Origin of the sequence: Thermoactinomyces sp. CICC 23799, assembly GCF_016055145.1 — a bacterium.
In the GTDB taxonomy this organism is placed as follows: Bacteria; Bacillota; Bacilli; order Thermoactinomycetales; family Thermoactinomycetaceae; genus Thermoactinomyces; species Thermoactinomyces intermedius.
This window is the reverse complement of record NZ_JAECVV010000005.1, coordinates 14,106-38,019: the sequence shown is the minus strand read 5'-3', so window position 1 is coordinate 38,019 and position 23,914 is coordinate 14,106. Positions and strand designations below refer to the sequence as shown.

Annotated in this window: 26 protein-coding genes, 1 pseudogene and 1 other annotated feature (1 of these 28 running past the window's edge); of the genes and pseudogenes, 7 read left to right on the top strand and 20 right to left on the bottom strand. The window is 47.9% G+C overall.

The window, feature by feature from the left end; translation table 11 throughout:
- Nucleotides 1–90: 90 nt before the first annotated feature.
- The 5 genes from I8U21_RS07820 to I8U21_RS07800 all read right to left on the bottom strand — a co-directional run bounded on the left by I8U21_RS07820 (nt 91) and on the right by I8U21_RS07800 (nt 3,361).
- Nucleotides 91–366: an HU family DNA-binding protein gene (locus I8U21_RS07820; RefSeq protein WP_037995279.1), complete on the bottom strand. Its 276-nt coding sequence runs from the start codon at nt 364–366 to the stop codon at nt 91–93.
- Nucleotides 367–536: 170 nt separating this feature from the next.
- A complete protein-coding gene (gene spoIVA, locus I8U21_RS07815) occupies nt 537–2,015 on the bottom strand; it encodes a stage IV sporulation protein A (protein ID WP_198053651.1) in 1,479 nt (492 codons plus the stop codon).
- Between the two features lie 164 nt (nt 2,016–2,179).
- Nucleotides 2,180–2,323 carry a hypothetical protein gene (locus I8U21_RS07810; RefSeq protein WP_156097728.1) on the bottom strand — a complete coding sequence of 48 codons (144 nt, stop codon included), beginning with the start codon at nt 2,321–2,323 and terminating at the stop codon, nt 2,180–2,182.
- Nucleotides 2,324–2,392: 69 nt separating this feature from the next.
- On the bottom strand, nt 2,393–3,124 hold the full coding sequence (locus I8U21_RS07805) for a hypothetical protein (RefSeq protein ID WP_181732057.1): 732 nt from the start codon (nt 3,122–3,124) through the stop codon (nt 2,393–2,395).
- 12 nt (nt 3,125–3,136) lie between these two features.
- A complete protein-coding gene (locus I8U21_RS07800; protein WP_181732056.1) occupies nt 3,137–3,361 on the bottom strand; it encodes a hypothetical protein in 225 nt (74 codons plus the stop codon).
- A gap of 77 nt (nt 3,362–3,438) precedes the next feature.
- Between I8U21_RS07800 and I8U21_RS07795 the strand changes: the two genes are divergently transcribed.
- Nucleotides 3,439–3,978, top strand: coding sequence for a hypothetical protein (locus tag I8U21_RS07795; protein WP_181732055.1), 540 nt, complete (start codon nt 3,439–3,441; stop codon nt 3,976–3,978).
- A gap of 163 nt (nt 3,979–4,141) precedes the next feature.
- On the opposite strand, the gene I8U21_RS07790 is transcribed toward I8U21_RS07795, so the two are convergent.
- The 9 genes and pseudogenes from I8U21_RS07790 to I8U21_RS07750 form a co-directional block, all read right to left on the bottom strand.
- Nucleotides 4,142–5,167, bottom strand: a complete 1,026-nt coding sequence (locus tag I8U21_RS07790; RefSeq protein WP_181732054.1) for an NAD(P)H-dependent glycerol-3-phosphate dehydrogenase — start codon at nt 5,165–5,167, stop codon at nt 4,142–4,144.
- Nucleotides 5,164–5,772, bottom strand: coding sequence for a glycerol-3-phosphate 1-O-acyltransferase PlsY (gene plsY / locus I8U21_RS07785; protein ID WP_181732053.1), 609 nt, complete (start codon nt 5,770–5,772; stop codon nt 5,164–5,166). The genes I8U21_RS07790 and plsY overlap by 4 nt, the downstream gene beginning before the upstream one ends.
- Before the next feature lie 29 nt (nt 5,773–5,801).
- Nucleotides 5,802–7,115 (bottom strand): ribosome biogenesis GTPase Der, encoded by a 1,314-nt coding sequence (der, locus tag I8U21_RS07780; protein WP_181732052.1) that lies wholly within the window; start codon nt 7,113–7,115, stop codon nt 5,802–5,804.
- A 109-nt stretch (nt 7,116–7,224) separates the two neighbouring features.
- Nucleotides 7,225–7,842, bottom strand: a complete 618-nt coding sequence (locus I8U21_RS07775) for a hypothetical protein (protein ID WP_181732051.1) — start codon at nt 7,840–7,842, stop codon at nt 7,225–7,227.
- A gap of 99 nt (nt 7,843–7,941) precedes the next feature.
- Nucleotides 7,942–9,099, bottom strand: coding sequence for a 30S ribosomal protein S1 (gene rpsA, locus I8U21_RS07770; protein ID WP_181732050.1), 1,158 nt, complete (start codon nt 9,097–9,099; stop codon nt 7,942–7,944).
- Nucleotides 9,100–9,207: 108 nt separating this feature from the next.
- Complete coding sequence (locus I8U21_RS07765) at nt 9,208–9,798, bottom strand: lysophospholipid acyltransferase family protein (RefSeq protein ID WP_181732049.1); 591 nt, start codon at nt 9,796–9,798, stop codon at nt 9,208–9,210.
- Between the two features lie 3 nt (nt 9,799–9,801).
- On the bottom strand, nt 9,802–10,470 hold the full coding sequence (cmk, locus tag I8U21_RS07760; RefSeq protein WP_181732048.1) for a (d)CMP kinase: 669 nt from the start codon (nt 10,468–10,470) through the stop codon (nt 9,802–9,804).
- A 307-nt stretch (nt 10,471–10,777) separates the two neighbouring features.
- Entirely contained in the window at nt 10,778–12,124 is a 1,347-nt protein-coding gene (ypeB, locus tag I8U21_RS07755; RefSeq protein WP_181732047.1) for a germination protein YpeB, read from the bottom strand.
- Between the two features lie 15 nt (nt 12,125–12,139).
- Nucleotides 12,140–12,502 (bottom strand): annotated as a pseudogene (locus I8U21_RS07750) (cell wall hydrolase); the annotation flags it as partial.
- 503 nt (nt 12,503–13,005) lie between these two features.
- Between I8U21_RS07750 and I8U21_RS07745 the strand changes: the two are divergent.
- A complete protein-coding gene (locus I8U21_RS07745; RefSeq protein WP_198053650.1) occupies nt 13,006–13,980 on the top strand; it encodes an asparaginase in 975 nt (324 codons plus the stop codon).
- A gap of 70 nt (nt 13,981–14,050) precedes the next feature.
- Here I8U21_RS07745 and I8U21_RS07740 read toward each other — a convergent pair whose 3' ends face one another.
- Nucleotides 14,051–15,031, bottom strand: a complete 981-nt coding sequence (locus I8U21_RS07740) for a YpdA family putative bacillithiol disulfide reductase (protein ID WP_370527046.1) — start codon at nt 15,029–15,031, stop codon at nt 14,051–14,053.
- A 62-nt stretch (nt 15,032–15,093) separates the two neighbouring features.
- Complete coding sequence (locus I8U21_RS07735) at nt 15,094–16,374, bottom strand: Glu/Leu/Phe/Val family dehydrogenase (protein WP_181732045.1); 1,281 nt, start codon at nt 16,372–16,374, stop codon at nt 15,094–15,096.
- Nucleotides 16,375–16,508: 134 nt separating this feature from the next.
- On the opposite strand from I8U21_RS07735, the gene I8U21_RS07730 reads away from it, so the two are divergent.
- The gene (locus tag I8U21_RS07730; RefSeq protein WP_181732044.1) at nt 16,509–17,189 is read left to right on the top strand and encodes a PIG-L deacetylase family protein; all 681 of its coding nucleotides are present in this window, start codon (nt 16,509–16,511) and stop codon (nt 17,187–17,189) included.
- 37 nt (nt 17,190–17,226) lie between these two features.
- Here the strand turns inward: I8U21_RS07730 and I8U21_RS07725 are convergent, their stop codons facing one another.
- Together I8U21_RS07725 and I8U21_RS07720 are read right to left on the bottom strand one after the other, a co-directional pair.
- Entirely contained in the window at nt 17,227–17,817 is a 591-nt protein-coding gene (locus I8U21_RS07725) for a genetic competence negative regulator (protein WP_181732043.1), read from the bottom strand.
- 160 nt (nt 17,818–17,977) lie between these two features.
- On the bottom strand, nt 17,978–18,562 hold the full coding sequence (locus tag I8U21_RS07720) for a CPBP family intramembrane glutamic endopeptidase (protein ID WP_181732042.1): 585 nt from the start codon (nt 18,560–18,562) through the stop codon (nt 17,978–17,980).
- Between the two features lie 110 nt (nt 18,563–18,672).
- Between I8U21_RS07720 and I8U21_RS07715 the strand changes: the two genes are divergently transcribed.
- Entirely contained in the window at nt 18,673–18,882 is a 210-nt protein-coding gene (locus I8U21_RS07715) for a ferredoxin (protein WP_037997672.1), read from the top strand.
- 38 nt (nt 18,883–18,920) lie between these two features.
- On the opposite strand, the gene I8U21_RS07710 is transcribed toward I8U21_RS07715, so the two are convergent.
- Entirely contained in the window at nt 18,921–19,247 is a 327-nt protein-coding gene (locus I8U21_RS07710) for a rhodanese-like domain-containing protein (RefSeq protein ID WP_181732041.1), read from the bottom strand.
- Between the two features lie 114 nt (nt 19,248–19,361).
- On the opposite strand from I8U21_RS07710, the gene I8U21_RS07705 reads away from it, so the two are divergent.
- From I8U21_RS07705 to I8U21_RS07695, 3 genes are all read left to right on the top strand, one after another.
- A complete protein-coding gene (locus I8U21_RS07705; RefSeq protein WP_037997666.1) occupies nt 19,362–19,856 on the top strand; it encodes an inorganic diphosphatase in 495 nt (164 codons plus the stop codon).
- Between the two features lie 121 nt (nt 19,857–19,977).
- Nucleotides 19,978–20,376 (top strand): GntR family transcriptional regulator, encoded by a 399-nt coding sequence (locus I8U21_RS07700; RefSeq protein WP_198053648.1) that lies wholly within the window; start codon nt 19,978–19,980, stop codon nt 20,374–20,376.
- Nucleotides 20,373–21,476, top strand: a complete 1,104-nt coding sequence (locus I8U21_RS07695) for a DUF1648 domain-containing protein (protein WP_181732039.1) — start codon at nt 20,373–20,375, stop codon at nt 21,474–21,476. Before I8U21_RS07700 ends, I8U21_RS07695 begins: the two co-directional genes overlap by 4 nt.
- Nucleotides 21,477–21,510: 34 nt before the next feature.
- Here I8U21_RS07695 and I8U21_RS07690 read toward each other — a convergent pair whose 3' ends face one another.
- Nucleotides 21,511–23,646: an ATP-dependent helicase gene (locus I8U21_RS07690; RefSeq protein ID WP_181732038.1), complete on the bottom strand. Its 2,136-nt coding sequence runs from the start codon at nt 23,644–23,646 to the stop codon at nt 21,511–21,513.
- A 150-nt stretch (nt 23,647–23,796) separates the two neighbouring features.
- Nucleotides 23,797–23,914: a binding site (T-box leader), on the top strand (it continues 111 nt past the right edge of the window).

Below are 23,914 nucleotides of genomic sequence, written 5' to 3'. Positions count from 1 at the left end.
AACAAGGATCATTATATCATATTGTCAAAAAACAAAAAGACCTCGAAGAAACGAGGTCTTTTTGGCAGGTTATGTAGTCCCAGCAATCAATTACTTATTGACTTCTTCGCGCAATTGTTTACCTGCTTTGAAAGAAACACTTTTGCGAGCCGGAATGATCATTTCTTCTCCGGTGCGCGGATTACGCCCTTTGCGCTCAGGCTTATCTTTCACTTCAAAGTTTCCGAATCCAATCAGTTGTACTTTTTCTCCTTCACGCAATGCTCCGGCAATGGCTTCCAATACAGCTTCAACCGATTTCGAAGCATCTTTTTTCGTCATTTCAGTAGCCTCTGCTACTTTATTGATCAGATCGGTTTTGTTCATATTCGCACCTCCGTTTACGAATCCAACACTCTTGCCAAACAACCGGCAAATGAGTGGATTTGCGTGGGACAATCCTATACTAATATAGACAAATCGTAAGTTCAAGAGAATCTTTGCGATTTTCCCGGATAACAATAAAAAAAGCGCTGAAAACGCGCTTTTCATATGATTTATAATATAATGGCAATTAATCCCCCTGAACCCTCATTGATGATCCGCTCGAGCGTTTCCTGCAATTTATAGCGGGCATTTTCCGGCATCATGGACAGTTTGGCCTGAATGCCTTCCCGGACGATGGAATTCAGGGAACGGCCGAAGATGTCGGATTTCCAGATCTGCAACGGGTCTTTCTCAAAATCGCGCATCAGGTAATTGACCAGCTCTTCACTCTGTTTTTCCGAGCCGATGATGGGCGCAAATTCGGAAGTCACGTTCACCCGGATCATATGGATCGAAGGTGCCGTTGCTTTCAAACGGACTCCAAAGCGGTTTCCCTGTTTGATCAATTCGGGTTCATCCAATGTCATTTCCTCGATTGCAGGGGCTGCCACGCCATAGCCGGTCGTACGCACCATTTTTAATGCATCCGCCACTTTGTCATATTCCCGCTTGGCAATGCTGAACTCCTGCATCAATTCCAACAGGTGATCCCGGCCGCGAATCTCAACACCGACCACTTCCTGCAACACCTGGTCATACAAATCATCCGGGGCATACAGATCAATTTCGGCAACGCCTTGCCCCATATCCATTCCGGACAGGGATGCTTTGTCAATGAAATCATATTGATAAAACTGTCCCACCACCCGGTCCACATCCCGGAGCCTCTTAATGTCTTTGACCGTTTCGCGCACGGACTCTTCAAAACTTTGCCGCAGCCAGTGATCCTCTTCAAGAACCATGACCCAGCTCGGCAGATTGACATTGACTTCATGCACCGGGAATTCATAAAGCACTTCCTTCATAATGCCCAAAATTTCTTCTTCACTCATCGTGGCCACACTGACTGCCAGAACGGGGATGTCATATTTTTCTGCAAGTTCGGCCCTTAAAGCCTGGGTTTGTTCACTGTACGGCTGGGTTGAATTCAGGATCAGGATAAACGGTTTTCCCACTTCCTTCAGTTCTTCGATGACACGCTCTTCCACTTCTTCATAAGACTCCCGGGCCAGATCGGTGATACTGCCGTCACTGGTAACCACAATGCCTACCGTTGAATGCTCCTGAATCACTTTCCGGGTGCCCACTTCCGCCGCTTCCTGAAACGGAATCGGTTCTTCAAACCACGGGGTGCTGATCATCCTCGGCCCGTTTTCATCCTCATACCCTTTGGCGCCCTCAATGGCATAGCCCACACAATCCACCAAACGAATATTGACATCCAATCCTTCGTCCACATGGATCTGAATCGCCTGATTGGGCACAAACTTCGGCTCGATGGTTGTGATGGTACGTCCTGCACCGCTGTGCGGCAACTCATCCGTCGCTCTCACTCTTTCGGCTTCATCTTCAATGTTCGGGATGACAACCTGTTCCATGAACCGCTTGATAAATGTTGATTTACCGGTGCGCACCGCACCGACCACACCCAGGTAAATATCTCCTCCTGTTCTCTCTGCAATATCTTTCAGGATATCTACTTTTTCCACGAAATTCCCTCCTCCAGAACTTAAACATCACATGCTGGTCTTGTCGCCGGTGCGAAGGCAACCCCTCCCTCCGGAACCTTCCTTGGACACTACCAATATATGAATGCTTTGCACCAATATGATTCTTCAGGTAAAAAAATAGAGCTCTCTTTTTGCAAGAAGCTCTAAGATGAACGGGATGACAAGCGGTCTTTGTGCCGGGAAGAGGTTACTTTCGTCCGGAATGCGGATATTTTCACAGACCCCGACAACCTTCCCAACAAGAAAACCGACGGGATCGCCAAAAGGTGAAGCAAAAGCAGTTCCATGGGACTTCACTCCTCGGGCCCAATGTTCTTCCGCTTGTTTTCATCCTTATTCAAAGAAAAAACAGTTATTCATTTTTTGCTGTGGTTTTCCTCCTCCACCGGCAACAACCGGGGTTCGTTCCCCTCCATTTGGATCTGCGGGGAAAATGCAGGGACAAAAATTGCGTCTTCGGACAACCACAGGCGCAAATCTGTCTTTTCATCCGGTTTTTCTTTCGCATTTTGCCATTTTTTCATCACTTCTGCCCGGTAATCGAGAAATACTTTTCCTTGCCCGTCGACCACCAAAGGCAGGTTCTCCCCGGAATAAGGGCTGGGCACCTCGACGGGATCCATACGCAGTTTTTGAAAATCAACGGTGTAAAATGGCCCGCTTATTTTCTCTTTGACCGGTAAAGAATGGTGTTGTTTCACATAGCCGTTCACTTCGGCTTGGACTTTCATGACCGCATCATTGACGCGAAGGTCAAACAAGCGGACCTTGGGATCCTTTTCCACATCGACCAGAACAAACAAAAAATATCCGCCCTTTTCAAATGCCGATGGCGGGATATTCCCCAAAATCCCTTTCAACTCTTCAAAGTTCACCTTGTACTTGGTCGTTAATTTTTCATCCTCTTCTGTATACTTATACGGCAAAACCCGGTTTTCCCGGTAATATGCATCGACCGCCCCCTGCACCTGCGCCACTTGTTCCGGAAGCCGGTCGAGTTGCATCCGTTCCTCTTCCGGATACATACAACCGGCCGCAAGAAGCAGAACAAGGCTGAACATCCCGGGTAACCATTTTTTGAACCGCAAAACCATCCCTCCTCACATAAACATTCGTATCACAAAGAGCAGAACCACCAACAGGAGCAAGAAGGATACGGTTGAAAAAATCATGCTCACCCAGGCCTTTTTTTGTTGCCGTCCGACGGCCACCAAAATATTGATCAGCACCAATAAAAACAAAACAATCATTAAGTCCAATCTTTCCACACTTCCTTTTTCGTTTTCACCGGGACGGGTGAAATCCGCACCGGCCCAGGGGATCACAGGACATCTGCCTCAATTCATTCGCCTGCCCTGTGCATAAGATAAATGGACATCAGCCTGAAATGGAGGAAGCCAACATGAGTAACCAACGAAATCGGCCAAATGCTTCTCGCAAAAAGAGAAGAAAAAAAGTGACTTCCCCGGCAAAACCGGTTCAACCGCCCGGCAGAGCAAAACCGGAACCGCTGCCTCCCATGACATCCGATCATATCGCAAAAGTTCTGAGCGGATTCATGACCTTGCGTTCAACCATCCAAGATTTGAGCAAGTCTATCCAAAAGCTTGAAAGCATCATGGAATCGGCATACAAAATCTTCGAATTGACCAATCAGATGAGATCCGCCCGGCAAGCACTTCCGTCATCACGCACTTTTCCCATGCTCCCCCCGCCGGACCGGGAACACGCCCCCACAATGCCCGAGGAAGAAGAGATCCCGGTCATCGAGTGGCAGGACGAAAAAAAAGCGGATCCGCCATCCCTTTTTTCATCCATCAGCATCGGCCAGATTCTTGAACTGTTACAATCTCCATGGATTCAAAGAATGATTGCACAAATGTTCCGTCCCAAAACCGCTTCCACTTCTTCTTATTCGCAAATCAAACGAAAACAGGGGTAATGCTTATCAGGCATTACCCCTGTTTCTTGTACCCTGCTTCTCCTGACCAATCTGATTCCCTGTCCTTGTATCAGTGCTCAAGTTTTGTGGATATTGGTTGAAGCTATTACAGAGTATGAAATCACCGAAAAGCTTGCAACAGGGAAAAAGCCCAAATATCATTTTACCAACCTTGGACGATTTCTTCCAGTTCTTTTGTCCGTCCGCGCTCCATCAATTCTTTGACGGCTTGTCTTGGTTCTTTGTTTTCAAAAAGCACCAAATACAGTTGTTCATTGATGGGCATTTCCACGTTGTAACGCTTCTTTAAAGCATGGGCGGCACGGGTGGTTTTCACCCCTTCGACAACCATTCCCATCTCCTTCAGAACCTCATCCAACTTTTTGCCTTGGCTCAGCATATTGCCTGCCCGGAAATTCCGGCTGTGCTTGCTGGTGCAAGTCACAAACAAATCCCCGACCCCGGCGAGGCCGGCAAAGGTAATGGGCTCGGCTCCCATCGCGGAACCCAAACGGGCAATTTCGGCCAATCCGCGGGTCATCAGGGCGGCTTTGGCATTATCGCCGAATTGAAGCCCGTCTGCCAAGCCGGAAGCGAGAGCGATCACGTTTTTCAGCGCCCCGCCCACTTCAACGCCCACCACGTCCGGATTGGTGTAGACGCGAAAATAATGGTTCATGAACAAGGTTTGAACCTTTTCCGCTGCCGGCAACCCGGAGGATGCCACGACAACGGCAGTCGGACACTTCCGGATCACTTCTTCCGCATGGCTGGGACCGGATAATACGACCAGCCGGCTTTGGTACGATCCGCCCAGCTCTTCCAGCAAAACTTCCGACATTCGCTTCCACGTATCCAATTCGAAACCTTTTGTCGCATGCACAACGAGGGCATCCGGAGGCAGGTACGGCTTCACTTTCTTGGCCACTTCCCTCATGGTGTGCGAAGGCACCACAAAAACGACGATGTCCCGCTCCTTCAGGCACTCAGCCAGCGAAGAGGACGCAAAAAGCGATTCCGGAAGTTTCACCCCCGGCAAATATTTTTCATTGGTGTGAGACCGGTTGATTTCCTCTGTCTGCTCATCCCTGCGGGCCCAGATCTTCACATCATGGCCATTTTCCACAAGAACCGATGCAAGAGCGCTTCCCCAACTTCCTGCACCCAGCACTGCTATTCGTTGTTTCATGCCTTCTCTCCTCTGAATGAGATCTTCCGTTCTTTTCCGCGAATCAAATTACGAATGTTCACCCGGTGGCGCCAAACGGACATCACCGTGATAACCAGCATCAGCCCGATCAAGATCCCGGAATAATCCAGGATCCACATCATGACGGGGATAAAGAGGGCCAAAACCAGCGACCCCAATGAAACATAACGAGTAATGACAATAAACAAAATCGCCAAAATCCCGGAAACAAGGGTGGCGCCAAAAAAACAGGTGGCTGTCACCCCGACCATGGTGGCGATCCCTTTTCCTCCCCGAAAACGAAGAAACACCGGCCAGTTATGGCCAACAATGGCCGCAATCCCGCATACAACCATCCATACCGGGTCTCCGTGAGACAACCAGTGACCCAGCCCCACCGCCGCCACTCCTTTGACGGCATCCAGGACAAAGACGGCTGCCGCAGGTCCTGCGCCAAGAACACGCAACGTGTTCGTTGCCCCGGCATTCCCGCTTCCATATTCCCGGATATCCACGCCTTTTAACCAGCGTGTAAACAAATAACTGAAACTGATCGACCCCAGCAAATAGGAGATCAATAAGGATATCCCCCAACTGAACAACATATTCTCCTCTCTCTCCCTGCTTGTGATTATCAACTTTTCTTCCTTAATTTTATTTTAAGAGGCGTGCCATGGAAAGGAAATGCCTGTCGCAATTGATTTTCCAAATATCGGAGATAACTGAAATGAGCGATCTCCGGGTCGTTGACAAAAAACACAATCGTCGGCGGTTTCACGGCAACCTGCGTAATGTAGTGAACCCGGAAGCGGCGTCCCCGGTCGGAAGGAGGCGGTGTCGTTGCCATCGCATCTTGAATCACTTGGTTTAAAACCGAGGTGGGGATGCGCATCGCATGCTGTTCCGCCACTTCACTCACGGTTGGCAAAATCTTTTGAATCCGTTTGCCTGTTTTGGCAGAAACAAACAGGATGGGGGCATAGTGCATAAACTGGAATGAATCACGAATTTTTTGCTCAAACTTATGCATCGTTTTTTCGTCTTTTTCAACCGCATCCCACTTGTTGACGATGAAAATGGCCGCTCTTCCCGCTTCATGTGCAAACCCGGCAATTTTTTTGTCCTGTTCTGCAATTCCCCGTTCGCCATCAATGACAATCAAGCAAACATCGGAACGCTCAATCGCCCGCATCGCCCGGATGACACTGTATTTCTCCACGGACTCATAAACTTTTCCGCGTTTGCGGATCCCCGCGGTATCAATCAGCACATACGACTGCCCGTCATACTCGAAAGGCGTGTCCACCGCATCACGGGTGGTTCCGGCTTCCGGGCTCACAATCACCCGCTCTTCTCCCAAAATGGCATTGACGAGGGATGATTTTCCCACATTGGGCCGGCCGATGAGCGCCACCCGGATGGTGTCCTCGTCATACTCTTCTTCCTCTTTTTCCGGAAAAAGGGAAACAACGGTATCCAGCATGTCCCCGGTTCCCGTGCCATGAATCGAAGAGACCGGGATCACATGTTCAAATCCCAACCGGTAAAACTCGTACACGCCTTCAATATGTTTGACATCATCGATTTTATTCACCATCAAAACCACCGGTTTTTTGGACCGGTGCAACCAACGGGAAACTTCTTCATCCGTTGCGGTGATTCCTTGGCGCCCATCCGTGACGAAGATAATCACATCAGCTTCTTCAATCGCCAGTTCGGCCTGATTTCGAATATGTTTAAGGATCCCGTCTTTTTCATCAAATTCAATTCCGCCTGTATCAATCAGATGAAACTCGCGACCATTCCATTCCGTGCGGGAGTAAATCCGGTCACGGGTGATTCCCGGCTGGTCTTCCACAATCGCAATCCGCTCTCCCGCCAAGCGGTTGAAGATGGTCGATTTGCCCACATTGGGCCTTCCAACGATCGCAACAACAGGTAAACTCATACAAAATCCTCGCTTTTCCATTTTCCAATCTTTATATATTAAGACATACCTAATCTTATCGATAAATATTTTTGAAGGCAAGCTCTTCTCATCCGGTTTTGATGTTCTTTCAAAGCTTTGACAGAGACAGGCGTTTTTTGGATATCCGTGAACGAAAATGATTTTCCAAAATATGCGCGAACAAAATGCCGGTCAAAGACAGCCATAACACATCCATAAAAACATTTGACCCCAAAACGACCGGGGCGAATCCATCCTGATGAAAATACTGAATCCAAATCTCCAAGGCCATCAAACTCATCCCTGCAAACCAGATCCGCTCCGGCAGGCGGGGAGAAATCAAAAGCGAAAGCAGAATCACGCCCGAAAGCAACAAGATTCGAAAAGGTGGATAAGTCCAATCAGCATGGGCATGGAGCCATTCATGCCCCAAAAGGAACAGGGTGCCTGCACAAAAGGAACTGCTGAGTAAAGTCATTAGGATGTCCGGAGAAAATTTGCCGCCGCAATAAATAAAGATGAGAAGAAAACCAATCCACGCGGGATGGATATACAAATGCTCATGAACCCTCCACGGTTGACATAAACTGAGCAAAGACAGGGTCCACAACACCCATTGGATGTTAGCCCGGGTCGATTCAAACGCTTCCATCCAATGGGACAACCATCCGGTGCCATATAAAATCAACAAGCTCCACGAGCAAAGGAAGGCCGCAATCCTGTTCACCTTCTTTCTAAATCTTTTTATATATTTTTTGTAGAAAAAACTTTTCTTAAGCATATAAAAACCAGCCAAAAGTTGGCTGGTTTCAAACATCCTGTGATTTTATTTTAAGTTGCGCAATTCCGGATAAACATCCCCCAAGGTCACATTCAAACCGGAGGATTGTTGCAATTTGTTCTCTTCTTTTTCTTTTACTTCTTTTTTCGGCTCTTTCGGTTCCACTTCTTTCATGCTCAAGCTGATCCGTTTTTGATCCGGAAGGATATCGAGCACTTTGACTTCCACTTCTTGTCCTTCTTCCAAAACATCCGCCGGAGTTTCCACATGGCGGTGGGAGATTTGGGAAACATGAACCAATCCTTCCACTCCCGGGTATACTTCAACAAACGCACCAAACGAGACAAGGCGTTTCACTTTCCCTTTCACAATGTCCCCGGCGCTGATTTCTTTGGCCACTTTTTCCCAAGGGCTTTCCAGGGTTTCTTTAATGCTGAGGCTGATTCTTTCTTCTTCCTGGTTGACTTTCAGGACTTTCACCTGCACCTTGTCGCCTTCCTTCAGCACATCGGCCGGATGCTCCACGCGGTGCCAGGCGATTTCGGATACATGAACCAGACCGTCCACACCGCCAATATCCACAAATGCTCCGAAGTCGGTTAAACGTTGTACGGTTCCTTCCAGCACTTGTCCTTCTTCCAGCTGGCTCAAGCGTTCTTTTTTGCGGCGTTCTTGTTCTTCTTCCAATACGGCCTTATGGGACAAAATCAATTTGTTTTTCTCCGGATCCAATTCCACCACTTTTAAGGTCAGTTCACGACCCTTGTAATCGGAAAAATCTTCGACAAAGTGTTGTTCAACATGGGAAGCCGGAATAAAACCGCGCACGCCCACATCCACAACCAAGCCGCCTTTGACGATGTCATGAACCTTTGCCGTCAGCGTTTCGCCTGTTTCAAATTTTTGTTGCAACTCAGCCCACGCTTTTTCGGCATCGACTTCTTTTTTGGAAACAATCAATTTTCCTTCGTCTTCTTTAATACGAAGCACTTTGACCGTGACTTCGTCCCCTTCCGACAAGACATCAGAAACTTTATCCACATGCAAACTGGACAATTCGGAAATGGGTAAAATGGATTCGAATTTATAACCTGTATCAACCAATGCTTGATTGTCTTCCACTTTCACGACTTTGCCTGTTACAACATCGCCCACTTCTAAATTTTGAACTTCAGCCAACTCAGATTTCATCTCTTCTGCCATCACGAGCCCTCCTCATCATTGCCAGACGCAATCAAAACTGTTTTTTATAAAAGAAAGATCAGATTTGAAAAGGTGAGTTTCTGAGTTTCCTCACCTTTTCGATGATCTTCATTCCCTGTTTTCATTTTGCATCGAACGGATTTCTTCCATCACCCGTTCCGTCAATTGTTTCGCCGTTTTCATGTTTGCTTTTTCCTGTAAATACGGCGTGATGTCAATGGGGGGACCATAGGTAATCTTGACCGGACGAAACAACCGGTAAGGTCCGGTGATGTTTACCGGCACAATGGGTGCTTTTCCCTTCAGGGCGACCAATGCGGCACCCACATGAAAATCCAACAGCTCGCCTGATTTGGAGCGGGTCCCCTCCGGAAAAATCCCCACGACTTTCCCGTTTTTAAGGAGTTGAATGGCCGTTTTCAGCGATTTCAAATCCCCGGCTCCGCGTTTGACGGGAAAAGCCCCGAAACGGCGGATGACACTGTTTAAAACCGGAATGCGAAACAGCTCCTCCTTGGCCATAAAATAAACTTGACGCGTCGTGGTGATCCCCACCAAAGGCGGATCCAAATTACTTATATGATTGGAACATAAGACCACAGGCCCCTCTTTGGGAATATGCCCTTCCCCTTCGGACTTGAAGGGATAGAGCAAAGCCATCAAAAATCGAACAATGGCACGTGAAACACGGTATAACATATCTTACTCCTCATCGTTTATTTTGTTACGACAAAGTTGAAGGATCTTTTCGACAACTTCCGGAACCGGGCAACCCGTCGTATCCACCAACACCGCATCCTCTGCCTTTTTTAACGGGGCGATTTCCCTCGTGCGGTCGTTTTCATCCCGTTTTGCCAGTTCCGCTTTCAATTGTTCGAAATCCACATCGATCCCTTTGGCTTTCATTTCCCGGTATCGACGCATGGCCCTTTCTTCAATGGACGCTGTCAAAAACACTTTTACATCGGCATGCGGCAACACATGCGATCCGATATCCCGCCCGTCCATCACAACGCTCCGGCCTTCGGCGATCCGTTGCTGGATGTTCACCAGGATGCGGCGAACCCCGGGCATTTTTGCAATGTTTGACGCAAGTTGCGACACTTCGGAAGTGCGAAGTTCATCTTTTAAGAGCCGTCCGTCGACACGGATTCCATCCGGATGCAGATCGATTTGAACCGATTCCGCAAGCTGAGTGATTGCTTCCTCATTTTCCGGATCAATCTTGTTCTGAAGCGCTTTCCATGCAATTGCCCGATACATGGCTCCTGTATCCACATAGGTTATTCCAAGGCGCTTTGCCACTCGGCGCGCCACTGTGCTTTTTCCGGCACCTGCCGGACCGTCAATTGCCACTGAAATCCTACTCATTGATTCTGTAAATCCTCCCTGAAAATCGGGATGAAAATGATAAGAGCAGGCGTAGCCTGCTCGATTGGAAATACTTTATTCGATTCAAGTAAATTCCTCTCGACAAACTAAAACGCAACTGCTACCTGATCATATCAACTATGTATTTCCTTTTTAAGTAAAAACATGAAATTCGAGCGAATGACATCGCGCATCACAATAAAGGAAACCTGTTTAAAGAATAACATAATTTAGTCATAGTTGCAATGAAAACAATTAAATGAGCCGATCTTATTATATCGGCCCATTTAAAAGTTTAAACAAAAAATTAAATCTGATCGGCATCGGCTTTTTCAATCCGCTCCACGTACTCTTCCTCGCCGGTTTTGGCATTTAAGAAGACGCGGTACTGATTGTCTTTGATAGTGCCCAAAAACTCATGACACAACACCGGTTGCCCGTTTTGGTTATAAATCACCGCAAGCCCGTTCTTCTGCACTTTCAAATGCGGACTCAGTTTTTTCCGGGCCTCTTCCACCGTCAATTCCGGTTTGGTATCGGCCACTTTGAATTGATTAAACACATATTCATCAGCCTGCAGCCCCATGATTTCCCCGTTGTCCAATGCCACTTTGACGGCGAGGGTTTGCGGATATATCATCACTCCGTTCAGCCGGCGGACAAACGTATAAGACAAAATGTTGGCCGTTTCATCATAGGAAACCGGTTCCATGTCCGGATAACCGATCCGTTCCAAAAACTGTTCCGCTTTTCTCAGAGCTTGCTCAGAAGAAATTTGTTTCTTTTTCACCGGCCGGTCAAACACCATCCATACCAGATGGCCTCCTTTGGTGGTCATTTCCGTGTAAACCTCGGTGTCGCCGGCTCCCTTGTAACGGACACTGTATGTCTCAAAATCCCCGTTTTTGTTTTTCGCCACTTGCATGCCTTTGGTTGTTTTTTTGCCAAAGGCTTTTGCCACAATTCTCCTTGCCTCTTGCGGCGAGATCTTTTTACCGGAAATCTGATTGGCCCGTTCTCTCTCCCGGATTTCCATATTATTCACAGCGGGGCCCCAATCCACTTCCGGGAACTCTTTCACTTTCTGGTTCACCAACTTAAAGCCGTCAATGATGGTGCTGTCCATTTTCTTGTCTTCGGTGGCGATGGCCAGTTCCACATCCATCCAGCGCAAGTTGTTGTCCAAAACTTTATGTTGCACATTTTGCAGCTCATGAGTGATATTTTGTGATTGATTATAAAGTTCTTGCAGTGTGTTCCATTCTTTTTCACTCAAAGGTTCCTTGTTAAAATCGCGAATCCCGACATGATAGGCAAAGCGGCCCACTTTTGCCAAATATTTTTCGGCCTGGTCAAAAGGAACCAACGTCAGCGGCAATTGTCCGATATCACTTTGTGCCGCATAAGCCAGTCTCCACACATTGGTCATCGAAGTTGCCAACTGCTTGGGTGATTTCATTGCCAGCGACTTTCCCAATTCCCCGTGCAGACGGTCCAAATTCTCGTTCAAATCATGGAAAGCCCGTTGATAGGAGTTTTCCGCTTTAATCAAAACGGCATTTTTGTCTTGATATTCCTGATATCCCCATGCTGCAGTCCCCACCAGGGCCACCAACGTGATCGGAAACAAAATGGCCGCCACTCTTTTGTACATGAGATCACATCTCCTTTAACCACAGAAAATATGTTTTCCGATTTTCTTTTTTTGCGGACGGGACCAGATCCATTTGGAGGTGGCGGTTTCCGGGTTGAAATAATACACCGCCCCTTCCGCCGGATCCCATCCGTTTATGGCATCCATCACCGCTTTGCGGGCTGTTTCATCCGGTTCCATCCAAATCTGTCCATCCGCCACGGCGGTAAAAGCCCCCGGTTGAAAAATGATTCCGGAGACGGTATCGGGAAAACTTTCACTTTCCAAGCGGTTTAAAATGACCGCGGCGATGGCAACCTGTCCGATATAAGGCTCGCCACGCGCTTCACCGTAAACCGCCTGGCTCATCAGCCGGATTTCATTTTCACTGAATCCTCCGCTTGCTTTTCCGGCGTTTACCGCATGAACCTGCCCCCGGTCTGCAGAAACCGTACAGACCATCATCAAGATCAAACAAAACCAAACACCGATGGATACAAACCTTTTCACCGTTTCTTCCTCCGCTTTTCATTTCTTTCCGTAGTTTGAGCGGCCGGCCGGTGATTTATGCAATAAGAAAAGAGAGCCATCCGCGCTCTCTTTTTTCAACCGGTTCTTTATTTGTCATCCAATGAAGTATAATCAATTTCAAAATCCGAATCATTATCGCACAAACATTTCTTAAATCCTGTCTGCACTTGCCCCTTTTTCATCCTGCCTTTTAAAATAAACCGTTCGCCACATTGATTGCATTGAATTCTGACCATGTATCTTTCGTTTTCCTTCATTCTTTCACCATCCAAACCACTTGATAATCCTATTATTGACAGGGAATACTGGATTCCATACGATAGATTTGGTGCAAGCCGCAAACACGGACGGATGGAAAGGATGTGAACCGCTTGGATCAAAAAGTGGTTGTGATCACAACCGGAGGAACCATCGCCATGTCTCAATCCGACGAGACGGAAGGCGTCAAACCGGAAGATCCGGCAGCATTACAGGACACGCTGCCGTTATTGAACAAATATGCAAAAGTGGAAATGGACCATTTCCTGAATCTGCCCAGCCCTCATATCACACCGGCCATCATGGCGCAAATCGCCGGGTGGGCCAAACACTTCCTGGAACAAAATGACGTGGCGGGAGTCGTCATCACCCACGGAACAGATACCCTGGAAGAAACCGCATACTTCTTGAGTTTGGTCCTTCCTCAGGATAAGCCGGTTGTCATCACGGGTGCGATGCGAAGCCAAAACGAACTGGGCGCCGACGGCCCGTACAATTTGGTCAACGCCGTTCGCGTCGCCTCAGACAAAAAAGCCAAAGGCATGGGGACCCTTGTGGTGTTTAATGACGAAATCCATTCCCCCAAAACAGTGACCAAAACGCACACCAGCAATGTTGCAACATTTCAATCCCCGGGATTGGGCCCCCTTGGCATGATCACCAAAAAAGAAATTTTATTCCAACGGCAAGCAGTCAGTGAAAAACAACTGCCGTTAAATCCCCCTTCTCATCAAGTCGCCCTCATCAAGGCGGTTTCCGGAATGGACAGCTCCATGATCGAGTGGGCGATTGAGCAAAATATGGACGGGCTGGTCATTGAAGCATTGGGACAAGGCAACCTTCCTCCCATGATGTTGCCCGGAATCCGTAAAGCACTTTCCCGCAACATGCCGGTCGTGCTGGTTTCCCGGTGTTTTAACGGAGTGGTGCTCGACACTTATGAATATGAAGGGGGCGGAAAACAATTAAAAGAGATGGGGCTTTTGTTCTGCAACGGGATCAACGGGCCCAAAGCACGGATCAAACTGATGCTGGCCCTTCAACAGACAACCGATCCCAAAAAACTGGAGCCTTACTTTCAAATGTAAAAGAGACCGTATCGCGGTTTCAAAAGGAAAGCGGAGGGGCCTCCCTCCTGAAACCACCACACATTCCTCATCACGCTTTGAATTTCTTCTTCAGATCCCCGGCAATAAACCGTCCATGGTGTCTTCCGTTTTCAATAAAGATTTTGGTGGAATCATGACCGGTTGTGACCACCCCGGCCAGATAAAATCCGGGCACCGTTGATTCCATCGCTTCAGATAAAACGGGAACCCCGGTTTTCGGATCCACTTCCCCGCCCAATCTTTTCAACAAAGTGAGATCAGGCCGGTATCCGGTCATCGCAAACACCACATCGGCCGGAATGGCCATTTTCTCCCCGTTTTTTCGAATCATCACGGAATTCGGCAAAATTTCTTCCACTTCCGATTCCCAGAACATCTCAATGCGTTTCTTTTCAATCGCATTTTCAATCACCGGACGCACCCAGGCTTTCACGCTGTCGTGAAAAGCTTTTTGGCGGTAAACCATGGTCACCTTGGCTCCGGTATGGTAGAGCTCCAAGGCCACATCAATCGCTGAATTGCGGCCTCCGATGACAACCGCTTTTTGATCGGCATAGGGATGGGCATCATGAAAATAATGATGAACATGCGGCAATTCTTCACCCGGGATTCCCATCTGCCGGGGATTGTCATAATAGCCTGTGGCCAACACCACCGCTTTCGCCTCGTAACGATGTTGTTCTCCTCTTTTTCGGGTTCGGACCACAAATGCATCCCCGTTCTTTTCAATGTCCAAAACTTCTTCATAAGTATGGATATTCAACTCAAAATGTCTGGCCACGGTCCGGTAATAAGCCAACGCCTCCGCGCGGGTCGGTTTTTCATTTATGGTGGTAAAAGGAATTCCCCCGATTTCCAGATTGTCAGCGGAACTGAAAAAAGTCATGGATAACGGATAATGATAAATGGAATTCACCAGACACCCTTTTTCGATGATGAGCGGATCAAATCCTTCCTTCTTCAGTTCAATGGCGGCAGAAATTCCGCAGGGTCCGGCTCCGACAATAATTACATCAGCCAAGTGAATCACCTCCAAAATACATGCAAAAGAAGAACACCCCGCAAAGGGTGTTCTCCAAGTCTTTTATTATACTATACCCAGCCACGAAAACGCGATGCTTCCGCCATATTTCTCACACCGACCATATAAGCCGCCAAACGCATATCCACATTTCGTGTTTGCGCCGTACGATATACATTTTCAAACGCTTTCACCATGATTTTTTCCAATTTTTCCTCGACTTCTTCTTCCGTCCAATAATAGCCTTGGTTGTTTTGCACCCACTCAAAATAAGAAACCGTCACACCGCCGGCACTGGCAAGCACATCCGGCACCAGCAAAACACCACGGTCATTCAGGATTTTGGTCGCTTCCAAAGTCGTGGGACCGTTGGCGGCTTCCACCACGATATCCGCCTTGATCCGGTGTGCATTTTGGGCGGTGATTTGATTTCCGACCGCGGCGGGCACCAGGATGTCACAATCCAATTCCAACAATTCCTGGTTTGTGATCGTGTCTTTGAACAGGTTGGTCACGGTGCCGAATGAATCACGGCGATCCAGGAGATAATCGATATCCAGGCCGTCCGGATCGTAAAGGGCTCCGTAAGCATCGGAAATCCCGATCACCCTGGCACCGGAGTCATGCATGAATTTGGCCAAATAACTGCCTGCATTCCCGAATCCCTGAATCACAACCCGTGCATTTTTCAAATCAATGTTCCGCTTTTTCGCCGCTTCGCGGATCATCAAAGTCACGCCTTTGGCCGTCGCTGTTTCCCGTCCACGTGAACCGCCGAGCACCAACGGCTTTCCGGTGATAAACCCGGGGGAATCAAATTCACGAATCCGGCTGTATTCGTCCATCATCCATGCCATGATTTGCGAGTTGGTGTAAACATCCGGAGCCGGAATGTCTTTGGTGGGACCCACAATCTGACTGATCGCCCTCACATAACCGCGGGACAAACGTTCCAATTCCCGAAACGACATATTGCGCGGATCACAAACCACGCCGCCTTTTCCGCCGCCATAAGGAAGATCGACAATCCCTGCTTTCAAACTCATCCAAATTGACAACGCTTTCACTTCGGTTTCAGTGACATTCGGATGGAAACGGACGCCACCTTTGGTCGGTCCGACCGAGTCATTATGTTGTGCCCGGTATGCTGTGAAAACCTTGACGGATCCGTCGTCCATTCTCACGGGAATCCTTACCGTCAAAACCCTTAACGGCTCTTTTAACAATTCATATACCGCTTCTGAATAACCTAATTTTTCTAAAGCTTCTTTGATCACGGTTTGCGTGGAAGCAAGAACATCCATGTTTTCTTTATCTTCTTGATGACTTTCTGCAACTGATTGTTGTGCCATCCTGACCACCTCAGAAAAAATACTACTTTTCATTCCCTTTAAACATATCTAAGTATACAATATTCCTCAGAAGAACTAAACTCAAAAAAAGTGCGCTCCAAACCAATACGTTAAACGAAGAAAGGAAAATCATCATGTGTCAAAAAATATTGTACGTCTTTGCCCATCCTGATGATGAAACCTTCAGCTGCGGGGGAACCATTTGTCACTTTCATCAATCGGGACACGAACAGATCCTTTTTTGCGCCACCCGCGGCGAAGCCGGCAAAACCGGCAACCCTCCCCTGTGCACACAAGAAGAACTGGGTGACGTCCGGACACAGGAACTGAAAAATGCTCTGTCCATTTTGGGAATGGACCGGCTCATCCTTAAAAATTACGGTGACGGACGTTTAGCCGATAAGCCTTTTTCGACCATCGTCAGTGAACTGTGTTCCGTGATGAATGAAATTCGCCCCGATCGGATTATCACCTTCCCACCGTCCGGAATTTCCGGACATCCGGATCATAAAGTCATTCAAAAAGCAACACTCACAGCTGTGCAAAATATTTCTTTCCCAACCAAACTTTACTATATTGTCATACCAGAATCAATCGCCCGATTTTATTCCGCTCCCGTTTCCTTCGTGCCGGACGAACATGTAACTGAAAAAGTGGATGTAAGCCCTTACCATCAACAAATCGCCAAAGCGCTGGCCGCGCATAAAACCCAGCATCTGTCCGTGGAACGTGTCTTTCCGGGGGTCCTTGCGGGCAAAACCGGCCAGCTTCGAAAATTTGAGCATTTTCAATTGGTTGTGGATAAAACGTCATGAAAAGCGCACCCGCCTGAAAACGGGTGCGCAATCTATGTCATCCAAAGTAATGGGATATTTGTTGAACCGCATGATCTTCACAAACCACTTTTCCGTATTCTTGCAAATAAGGAATGGTACACGTGGACATTTCACCGAATTCGGACAAGATGGCCACCAGGGTTTCCAAATCATCTGATTGCATCTCTTGCCCGAAAAGGAGATAGTAACGATTCTGAAAAGCGTAAACCTGTCCTCCTTGGGTGAGATGTTTCACGCGATGGGCGGCCTGCACCAAATTTTCGAAGTCATGGAAACAGAAAACCAGGTCTTTTGTTTCCTCCATCGTCACTTCCAGTTCATAGATTTCCGGATCATGGCTGATTTCCTCCTCCGTATCGCCCGGAGCCTGACCACGGGTGACGACAACCACCATCCCCTGTGCAGGCAATGCAAACACTTCCACAGCCACGGGTCCGGTCACTTCAAATCCCAACTCCTGATAGGCATGTTCCATCATGTCATTAAATAACTCATGCACTTTGGGGATATCCCGCCAAATATCCTCTTTTTCAATACCGCGATCAGCCAGATCATCCAAAGTGAGGAAAAAGCGGATTTTATCTCCCCCAAGCCGTTCGACACGCATGGCCTACCCTCCCTCGCCGGAGACCTTCCCCTATACCTTATGTGAAAAAAAAGAACATGTGACGGGGTCAAGTCTCCTTTTTCTATATTCATCATACACAATCAACAACTCTCTTGCCTAGATCAGCATATAAAATAATTAAAACATCTTGAAGTGGCTGTCAAGTTTTGAGCTTCCTCCCGCTTTTTGCCTTGTGACGGATGAACAATCCGGAAACAAAATCGACCAGTCCGTGCGCAATCACGGCGGGAGTAATGTTGCCGAACCATTCCGTCAACCAACCGAGCCCTGCACTGATGGCAAAAACAACGGCCATCAACAACCATTTTTTTAAATACCGTGTATGCAGGAGAACAAACACGACACTGGTCATCCAGATCCCCAGCCATTCCTGAAGAACGCCCCGGAAAAACATCTCTTCCGAGACCGCCGCGATCAACGCAATCACAAGAACATGCACCCGGGAGCGATTCTCAAACAGCAGTTGATTCAATCCCCCGTCGTCCATCCAGCTTTCGGGAACGCAGGCCATGAGCACGGCATCGACGGCCAGAATTAATCCTCCCGCACCGATTCCCCACACCCACATATGTATATCATGAAAGGAGAATAAATGCTCCGGTGATTTCCCTTGCCACCATAAAGCGACGGCACTGATTGCAAATAACAAAAACTGGGTAATATAAAAGGCGGACAGCACTTGCTTCGCCGTGGATGATGAATCGTTGGAACCGTGTTCCTTCATGGTCATCCCTCTCAATCCGCTTCTTGCAATTCCAACCAATTCGTTCTAAAATGAGGGTTGGTAGTGGACTTAGCTCATTGGTATTTATTCACGGGAGGAGATTTGTACTTATGCGCACTTGGGTAGATAAAGATACTTGCATTGCTTGTGGTGCTTGCGGAGCAACGGCTCCCGACGTGTATGACTATGACGAAGACGGCATTGCATATGTGATTCTTGACGACAACACCGGAACCGCAGATGTTCCTGAAGAACTTTGGGAAGATGTCCGAGACGCTCAAGAAGGATGCCCCACGGATTCCATTAAAGTCGAGGAATAATGCGCACAAGCTACCCGGTTTTTTTCCGGGTAGCTTTTTCATTTTTCAAATTCCTCCAAATACAGCCGAACGCGTTGAATGCCCCCTTCGACATTCACCACATCGGAAAACCCTTGTTGAAGCAGATATTGCGCGGCATAGAAGCTGCGGACGCCATGGGCGCATATCACATAAATTTTTTGCTGCTTATTGAGTGCATGAATTTGCCGGTGCAACGATCCCAATGGCATTAACTTCGAGCCTTCCAAATGGTAATCATGCCATTCTTCGGGTTCGCGCACATCAACGATCACCATTTCACCCTTCTCTGGCTTTTGGCTTTGAATTTTTTTCGCAAACTCTTTTGCGGAAATTTCATTTATCATATTTTCTCCCCTTTTTTATGATTGTAGCATACCCGGAGCACCTTCTTTATTGCGAATCTGTAAAAAAACGTCTACAATGATGGTTAGGTTATACATACCAAAGGAGGAACAAAGATGTCCAATCCACTCGTAGTTGATGCATTCATTGAAATTCCGACCGGAAGCCAAAACAAATACGAATATGATAAAGAACTTGGCGTATTCCGACTGGACCGGGTTCTTTACTCTCCCATGCATTATCCGACCGAATACGGTTATCTTGAAAACACCCTGGCGGAAGACGGGGATCCGTTGGATATTTTGGTCCTGACTTCGTTCCCGACCTTCCCGGGTTGCGTGATTTCCAGCCGGGTGATCGGCGTGTTGCTGATGTCGGATGACAAAGGCCCGGATGAAAAATTATTGGCGGTTCCGGTTGATGATCCCCGCTTTGACAAAGTCAACTCCCTGGAAGACGTGGCTCCCCATGTGTTGAAAGAGATCGAACACTTCTTCCAGGTGTACAAAGACCTCGAAAATAAAGAAACCAAGATCGAAGGCTGGAAAGATGCTGACTTTGCGGCTCAACTTTATGAAGAATGTCAAAAGCGGTATCAAGAAAATAAATAATGTCTCCTTGAACAAGCACCTGATCCTTTCAGGTGCTTTTTTTGTGCCTTCTGTTGCCTGTTTTTATTTGTTTGTTATATTATATATATAACATATAGAATGAAAGGAAGGTGGTGGAAGGATGCAAATTTTTTTGGACTTCGAATCCGATGAACCGATTTATTTGCAGTTAAAGCATCAAATCATCGCCGGGATCGCCAAAAAAGAATTAAAACCGGGCGACCGCCTTCCTTCGGTAAGAGCCATGGCCGCTGACATCGGAATCAACCTGCACACGGTCAATAAAGCTTACCAACAGTTAAAACAGGAAGGCTTCATTTTGATTCACAGACAAAAGGGCGTGGTCGTTCATCCGGAAGGGGTTCCGGAAGCGGATGAAGCATACCGGATAAAACTGGAACAATCCCTTTCTCCCCTGATCGCCGAATCCGTTTGCCGCGGAATCGGGGAAAAGGAATTTCAACAGCTTTGCAGCCGCTTGTTTAAAAAATTCACCGACAGGGAAGGTGACAACCCGTGAGTACAAGTGTGTTACTGATGTGCCTCATCATGATTCCCGTATTGATTTCCCTTTGTTTCATTCCCTATTGGACCCGTCGGACGGAAAGTTTTGGCGTCTCCATCCCGGAAAAAGTTTATCATCTTCCGGAACTTAAAAAGATGCGCAAGCAATATGCCTGGATCATGGCCGGTATCGGATTGGCCGTCCTTGCCATGTTTGTTCCGGGATCCATGATATGTGACGACGAGGAATCGCTTGGTCTTTGGTTTGTTTTTCTTCTTGTTGCTTATTTGGCTGTCAACTTTTTGGCTTACTTAATCTTTCACCGAAAAATGAAAGCATTGAAAAAACAAGCGGATTGGGGAAAAGAGAAAAAGCAGATGGTGGTTGTGGATACCGGCTTTCGCCAGCAAAAACTGACTTACTCCCATTTATGGTTTTTGATTCCCTTTTCGCTTGCGCTTGCCACTTTGATCTATTTCATCCATGTTTATGAACAGATCCCGGAAAAGATCCCCATGCAATATGACTTGAACGGAAAGGTAACCCGCTATGCGGAAAAATCTTACCGGACGGTTCTCTTTCCACCGGTGATGCAGGTCTATTTAACCCTTCTGTTTTTATGGATCAACATCATCATCGGCAAAGCCAAACAACAAATCGGCGCGGAAAATCCGGAAAAATCCATCCGGCAAAATGTCATTTTCCGGCGCAGATGGTCCCTTTTCACCATCCTTTCCGGAACCGTTTTGGTTTCGATGTTGTCTCTGTCATCCTTTTCATGGATCCACCCGGTTTCCGCGGGACTGGTGACTGCCGTTTCACTCGTCATTACCATCGGAATTTTGATCGCCGCACTTATCCTATCCTTTACAACGGGACAAGGCGGCAGCCGGGTCAAAACGGTTTCCGGCAAAAACGGGGATATGATCAACCGGGATGAGGACCAATACTGGAAGCTTGGACAGTTTTACTTTAATAAAAATGATCCGGCGATTTTTGTGGAAAAACGCTTCGGGATCGGCTGGACCAATAATTGGGCTCACCCGCTTTCCTGGATTTTCATCCTTCTTGTCGTCGGTCTTGCGTTTACCATTCCTTATTTTCTGGGAAATTGACAAAAGGTCAGGGAACCCGTGTCCCTGACCTTTTTCATGCCTGCAGGATCAATCCCAACTGCCGGGATAATTCATAGTGCAAGGATTGACGCTGGCCTTGAAACCGCACCAGAATTTTTCTGCCGGGAGCCACCCCTTCAATGGGAACGACATCTTCAATGATCCCGGTTCCGAACCGGGTATGGTGAATCATCATGCCGATGGTTAATTCTTCATGGATAAATCGCATTTGCGGTTGCTTTTTCAGATCGGACGGCTTTACAGGGGAAGCGGCTTCCGGTTTCTTATCCGTTCCCCCTTGTGCCCGCCGGGTTTCCCCGGTGATTCCGATGTCTTTTAAAAACGGCGAAGGAGCAGCTTTTTTTCCCTGCCTGGTTTTGGCCGAGGACAAAATCAGTTCTTTTCGCGCACGGGTCATTCCCACATACAACAAGCGCCGTTCTTCTTCCCAGGCGGCACTTTTTCGTTCCTCCGCCACCTGAAGACTCCGGTGATGCGGAAGAATTTGCGCCTGTAATCCGATAATGAAAACCCGGTCAAACTCCAGACCTTTGGAACGGTGAAGCGTCATCAGCTTGATTTTGGCCGTGTCGGGATTGGTCTGTTTTAACGCTTCTTCCACTTTTTCCGCATGCGCGAGCATCTCCGGAAGATCGGAAAAATTCTCCGCGGCGACCATCAGTTCATCCAACGGTTCGGTCAACTGCTCGAGCTCCGCCCCCGTTTCCTTCGCAAATGCTTCTAAATACCGGTCATATCCCGTTTGAAACCGCAAATGCCGGATCGCTTCAACCGGTGAGCATGACTGGATTTCCCGCAGATCTTTTCCCAGCTTGTCCAAATGGCGGACTTGATACGGTTCCAATCCCGGCAGTGACGGCAATGTATCCACCAGCGACCGCCCGCTTTTTTTGGACAGGGACCAGCATGCATCGATCCATTCTTCTTGAAACAAGTAACGTTTGGGTTTGTTGATGATGCGGATCAAGGCGTCCAGATCATCCGGGTCTTTGGCCAGACGAAAATAAGAAAACAGATCCTGGATCTGCCACCGGCGGTAAAAAGAAAACTCTCCTGACATATAAAAAGAGATGCCCTTTCGTACCAACGCATCGACCAAAGCGCGCGCCTGGGTGGCGGTTCGGAACAATACCGCCGTGTCGGCGCCGTCCTGGATCCGGAATAAAATCCGTTCGGCCTCTTCATTCTCGTCTTCCGGCTCCATCCATTCCACATCCGCACCTTCCTTTCCCAGTCCATGCCGGACTTTGGCCTGCCTGAAGCGGTTTTTTTGGATCAACCGTTCACTGGCTTGAATGATCGGATCGGCGGACCGGTAGTTGGTGGTCAGGATGTATCGCTTCAGATCGGGAAAATCTTTTTTTAATTGCAGCATGATTTCCGGATCGCTGCCCCGGAATCCGTAAATCGATTGATCATCATCCCCGACGGCATACAGCAGGCGGTGCCTGGAAGCCAACCGGACCAGAATGTCGTATTGAATCCGGTTGATGTCCTGAAACTCATCCACCAAAATATGTATCAACCGTTCTTGCCACCGCGCAAGAAACTCCGGTTTTTTCACCTGATGGTACATCGCCAGCAAGATATCATCATAATCCCAATAATCCTGCTCCCGTTTCCATGCTTCGTATAAAGAATAAATTTCCCGAAACAAGATGTTTTTTTGCTTTTGGACTTTCATTCTGGCCGGGAGAATGGCATGCGCTTTACATAATCCGATTTGCTGAAGATACGTGCCGATCGTGTCATCATCGGTGGGCTGGTTCAGTTGGGACAAGATGTTGCGGATGGCTTCTTTTTGCCTGCCGTCTTTCAACAAAGGAGGGATTCTCATGCCGCTTTCTTGCAACATCAAAAGAAACAAAGAATGAAACGTTCCGATCCACAGTTTGTCCGTATCCACGGGGTTCACTTCCTGTAAACGGCTTTTCATCTCTCGTGACGCTGCCCGGGTGAACGTCACCACCATGATCTGTCCGGGTGCTGTCCCCTGATCCATCAAATATAAGATTCTTCTTGTCAGCACCGTCGTTTTTCCGCTTCCCGGCCCGGCGAACACCACGGTCGGCTGGCAGGGTGCCGTTACAGCCTCTTGTTGTCTCTCATTCAATCCGGACAAAATGTAATTCGTTCCGCTGATCCCCACCGCTTTTCCTCCTTTCCTCCGGATCGCCATCAGCAAAACTGAATAATTCAATGTTAACACAAACCTTTTTTTCTATGCCTCAACATTTTTCTTCTTTATGGGTTGACAGTACTTCCCCGCCATGTTACATTATTTATCAAAATTCAGATGATTAAAGCGATGAAGGAGCCAAGCATCAGCCGGCAAACTCTCAGAGAGCCGATGTTTGCTGCGAATCGGCAGTTTGCCCGATGCGGAGCACTCCCGAGCGGTCTGCTGAAAGACAGAG